1 protein-coding gene is annotated in these 235 nt (G+C 49.4%); it reads left to right on the forward strand.

What is annotated here, in order from left to right:
* Positions 1-27: 27 nt before the first annotated feature.
* Positions 28-235: hypothetical protein (locus R0J92_RS26660; RefSeq protein WP_411053897.1), on the forward strand; the 208-nt coding region annotated here is incomplete at its 3' end.

Consider the following 235-nt stretch of genomic DNA (forward strand, 5'->3'; position numbering starts at 1 on the left):
GTGGGATTTTAAGCCAAATCTAAGACAGTGGAAAAAACACTCAAACTCTTGCAGGAAGCGAATCAACGCCTCAAGACCGGCAAGGTAGGATTAACGCTTCAGCTGCGAGGGAATAAACTCAGTCTGCAAGGACAGTTTCCTCCCAAGCCCAATTCCGAACGAAAAGATCCGCATCAGCAACGCTTATCTTTGGGCCTTTACGGGAATCCAGCCGGCATTCAACGAGCGGAAGCAC

The sequence above is a fragment of the Tritonibacter sp. SIMBA_163 genome (assembly GCF_046535935.1).
Classification (GTDB): Bacteria; Pseudomonadota; Alphaproteobacteria; order Rhodobacterales; family Rhodobacteraceae; genus Epibacterium; species Epibacterium scottomollicae.